This window comes from Paraburkholderia sp. NMBU_R16, from assembly GCF_013282575.1.
Taxonomy (GTDB): Bacteria; Pseudomonadota; Gammaproteobacteria; order Burkholderiales; family Burkholderiaceae; genus Trinickia.
This window is the reverse complement of sequence record NZ_JAAAYE010000131.1, coordinates 1-4,224: the sequence shown is the minus strand read 5'-3', so window position 1 is coordinate 4,224 and position 4,224 is coordinate 1. Positions and strand designations below refer to the sequence as shown.

The following is a 4,224-nucleotide window of genomic DNA, read 5'->3' as shown; positions in this document are numbered from 1 at the left end:
GCAAAGGAGATGGCGAACCCGGCGCGAAGGCCATCTGGCTTGGACTCAGAGAAGTTCATGTTGCGGCTAAGACTTTACGAGCGTTACGTGGCCGCGGTAACGCCGACACTTCTGTATAAGCCGATGCCCTTGACCCGCTAACATCACCCACTCGGAATTCAAAAGAGGCCCAATGTTTCTATGTTGCCTTCTGGAGCGGGATGGCTGGGTGCCGGGTGCATATCCATAAATCTCAATAGCAATCGTTCTTTGAATTTGGTCTCATCAGATATCGTTGATTTGAATGCATTAATAACTAAATCGGGCGCCATGCCAATTACAATTCTTGCGCCGGGATTTGCACGATCAAGGTCGAGTATGTAGTCTATATAACGATAGCATTGCTCGATTCCTTTTTGATAGGTGTGTGAATCGTTATGGTGTCGGTACGTGCTGGCGACCGCTAGAATTCGATCTGTCAGTATCTTTCGCTTTACGCTGCGGTCCAGTGGGGCGAATCGAATGACCCTTGTTCGTTGCATGAATGCTTCATCGAAGCCGGTTAATGAGTTGCATGCGATGATAAACGTAACTTTTTTCAGTATCATCACTGCGCCATCTGGGCCGCCAATTTGCAATTTGTCATTGCTGGGGTCCAATATGAGCTTGAGGGAATTGAGTATGTAAGCATTTCGAGGTTGTAATTCATCAAGAAATACAATCGGATTGTCATGCCCGTGCTCAATAATCTGCAATGCCAAATCGCCAAATATTCTTCTTGAGTCGTCACCATAAAAATCGCCGGGATTGTCAAGTGGCGAAAGATTGTTGATGTGACTATCATTGCCGACATTAAACTTGATCAATGGTAACCCTGTTATGTCGCTAACAGCGTTGGCAAAACGTGTCTTGCCTGTTCCTGGTTCACCATATAGTATCGCTTGCGGCCTATCCAGACCGTCTATGTTCGCTTCGGCGTTTGAAACGATGCGCATTTGTTCAAAAAAGTCGCTGAGATTGCCCTGGTTTCTATATGGATAACTTTCTATGAGTTTGTCTATCGCCATATCCATCGATTTGCCTTCCGGGGTTCCCCTGAGCGGAAGAGCTTTCGAGTAATATGGGATCCCAAGCAATCGCTCGCGATGCAGTAACTTATCTGTGTACCATTTGGCCGGATGAAAGTATGTGTTATGACGCACTTCGGCGTCGATCTTTTCGATGGCAATCTGATTAGATAGCGGTCGTCTTTTAAGAGCTTCTTCGCTTGACTTCACAAACCTGAGATATGTCTGCTTGGCGGCATCCTCCTCGGTCCGCCGTGCATTCATTGCGGAATTTATGCTGGAGCTGATCGCCGAACTCAAACTTTGAGCCAGCGACATTGCCGCTAATGCATTAGATTGATTATCCGTACCTCCGGATGTTCGACTAATCCATTGCACACCGTACGCGGCAACTGCGGTTGCCGCTACCTCCGCGAACGTCTTTGCAAACGCCGTCGCTGTTTTCTGGACATCGATTGTGCCGGCGGAAACGTTGGCTTCACTGACACGATCCCTCTGCACGTCGATCAATTTGCGCGAGCGGTCTTCGGGCGTTGACGGCCGAGCAGGAGGACTGTCCGACTCGCGTTGGTCAGGTGCAATCGGGGTCGCGACGGCACCGAAATACCCGCGTCCCAGGAAGTGCAGCAAGCTGCTCGAGGATACAGAGGCCGAGGTTGGCCGAGCGCGCGGCCTTGCGGGGTCGAGCACGTCACTGCGCGCAAGCCCGGCAAGCTCCGCGTGGTTTTCGGATGACTGGGCGGTCTTGCGTGACCGCCTGTTAGATTTCCGTCGTGGCACTTGGCTGGGTGCCGGGTTCAACATCCGGCTACTGCTAGGTTGTATTTTGGATCGCATGGTCAGTCAATCACTGAAAAAGCTTTGCCGTTCGTCTAGTTCGGTGCGGCCAGGGTCATTTGGTTGCCGTTACTGCTGATCTGGCCATACAGAGAGACGGCAACGGGGTGGGGAGTGCGGCCCAGGTTGTCGCCGACAGCGCGCCGATACGACCCGGGGGCGCAACGGTGAGTGCCCGCATCACCTCGCGGCGGATTGGCTGCCGGTGCGCACCACGGGTATGTCGGCTCGAACAATTTGAGAGACAACGGCGTCCGCAATCTGATCGGCTGCCGAAAAGCCTCGGTTTCCCGGTGCCATGGGCGTTCCTTTCTGAAGGGTGCCGTCGATTTTAAGCATGTCCGCGCCGAATTCCTCAAGTACATGCTCGACGTCACTGTAGTGCGACGCATTCATTGCCTGATTTTCGTCGATCACCACCTTGGGGAGTTGGAGGTCACGAATGAGTTGACTGACCATGGAAGTCGATTCGCCCGGCACATGGATACGCCCTCGGTTTCTCCCCGCCCTCATGAACGCGTCGACTAAGGGCAAATACGCACTCGGGCTACCGAACTGGAAATCGAACAGATGGACGTCGGCACCCTCAACTTGCTTCAGTTTCTCCACAAACGCTTGTGTGACACGATCGACCTTTCCGTTTCGATGCGGATTGGGATTGTACTCCTCGCCTGTTCGATCGTGCTTCCCAGTCCTTGGTCCGTTTGTAACGATAAAGCGGCAAGCTTGGCGCCCGTTGAATTCCATCGTGGCAATGCGTCGTGCCAAACCCTGTGCATCGCTTTCCGAAAAATATCGCTGACTCTCCTTGTCGGGCGCGTCACCTCCCAGGATAACGAACACCGTGTCGCTATCGATTGGGCTCGGCAACGCTTTTCCGCTGGCCTGATCATATTCGACGACTGCCTTTGCGATATTCTCTTCGCTCAGTTGGTGAGCCACGCCCGACGTCAGTACCAGTGTCGTCTTGCGGCTCAAAGCGTTTATCTCCTCAGGGGTCACGCTGGTCCGTGGCAGCGCTGTTATTGACGGAAGATCATTCGCACGCTCGATATCGTTCGATAGCTGGTGGCCACTAAATACGGTTATCGATCCATTTTCCGCTGGCATACTGCCCAGCGCCGACACCAAGTTTTCTCCCGAACCCGAGAGGATGAATACCAGTCTCTCATATTCTCCGTTCCGCAGCTTTGTGAGCCGGGCTTTGCACGCGGCGGTCAATTGTTCTGCCTTGGTTGCTGTCGGCGTGCTGGCGATCTCCAGTCTCTCGCTTGAAATATCGTCTGCGCCGGCGATCTCGGATCGCTCCAGCTTGCGTCGTACGGCGTCAGCGATACCTGCACTTTGATCGCTGTCCCCGACATTTCCTGCCGGCCAAGACGAAATCAACTTTATGGGCCGTCTAAGGCCAACAGCAGTATCTGCGTTACCGGGGACCACAGACAGGTCCGCGGCACGGCGATTGTTGTGGCCTCGCAATCCGCTCAGTGGACCAGCGAGAGAGTTGCCTGTTTCAGCACGAGTGCCGCACCGATCCGCACCTCGTTTGCATTGATTGTCAGCATTCAGGTGAGCGGTGGAACAACTATCACTTCGCGATACGTGCATTTTTGTTTCCCTTCAATGTATTCCCGAATCCTGTCGGGCTCGCTCCGTCTGCACCCACAGCCTGTACGGAAAGCGTCAGGCGTGCACTTGGAGGAGGAAACGTTTGCGTGAAGTCTGATATCAAGCGAGGCGCCTGCTCGCGCCGATTGACCGGTTGATCAGGCGCGCGAAAATCCGCGACGAGCTTCAACGTCTCGAGTGCATGCTATGTGAAGTCGCTCCCGGCAAGGGAAACTCGAGAAATGTATTGATAACCGCCCTAATTGATCGTGATCTCTCCGACCCGGCTCTATCCGAGCAATACCGACGCACCAGCAACAGAACCAGCCGGACTTCCATCGAGCGCACCGAGGCTAGGCCAAAGTCTCCTTGATTGGGATATGTCCGACCCAGCCATGCTCCGAAATCAGCCAAAGCGTTTCGAGCAACGCGTCGCATGGAAGGTGCAGGTTGACCGCTCACAAAATGGTCGATCACGTCATGATTGCTTATAAAAACACGGGGCAAGGGTAGGGCGGCGGGTAAGGTTTGCCATTGCGAACGAAGTTCGTCTCCTAATTGTCGCGTGGTTTCCAGATCGATAGCCTCCTGGTCGTGAAGTCGTTCGCCTCTTTTGAATTCCGAGTGGGTGATGTTAGCGGGTCAAGGGCATCGGCTTATACACATGTGCGCGCCGCTTCCCGGGTTCGGAAGAACATGTTTACTTTCAATGACATAGGGCTGGGCTTGTAAA

The 4,224-nt window shown here is 53.6% G+C and carries 2 protein-coding genes; both read right to left on the bottom strand.

All coding sequences use genetic code 11. The features are described from left to right. Positions 1-158 precede the first annotated feature (158 nt). Positions 159-1,676: an ATP-binding protein gene (locus tag GWC77_RS27045; protein ID WP_173262374.1), complete on the bottom strand. Its 1,518-nt coding sequence runs from the start codon at positions 1,674-1,676 to the stop codon at positions 159-161. A 387-nt stretch (positions 1,677-2,063) separates the two neighbouring features. Continuing rightward, a complete protein-coding gene (locus tag GWC77_RS27040) occupies positions 2,064-3,272 on the bottom strand; it encodes a hypothetical protein (RefSeq protein WP_173262371.1) in 1,209 nt (402 codons plus the stop codon). Positions 3,273-4,224 lie beyond the last annotated feature (952 nt).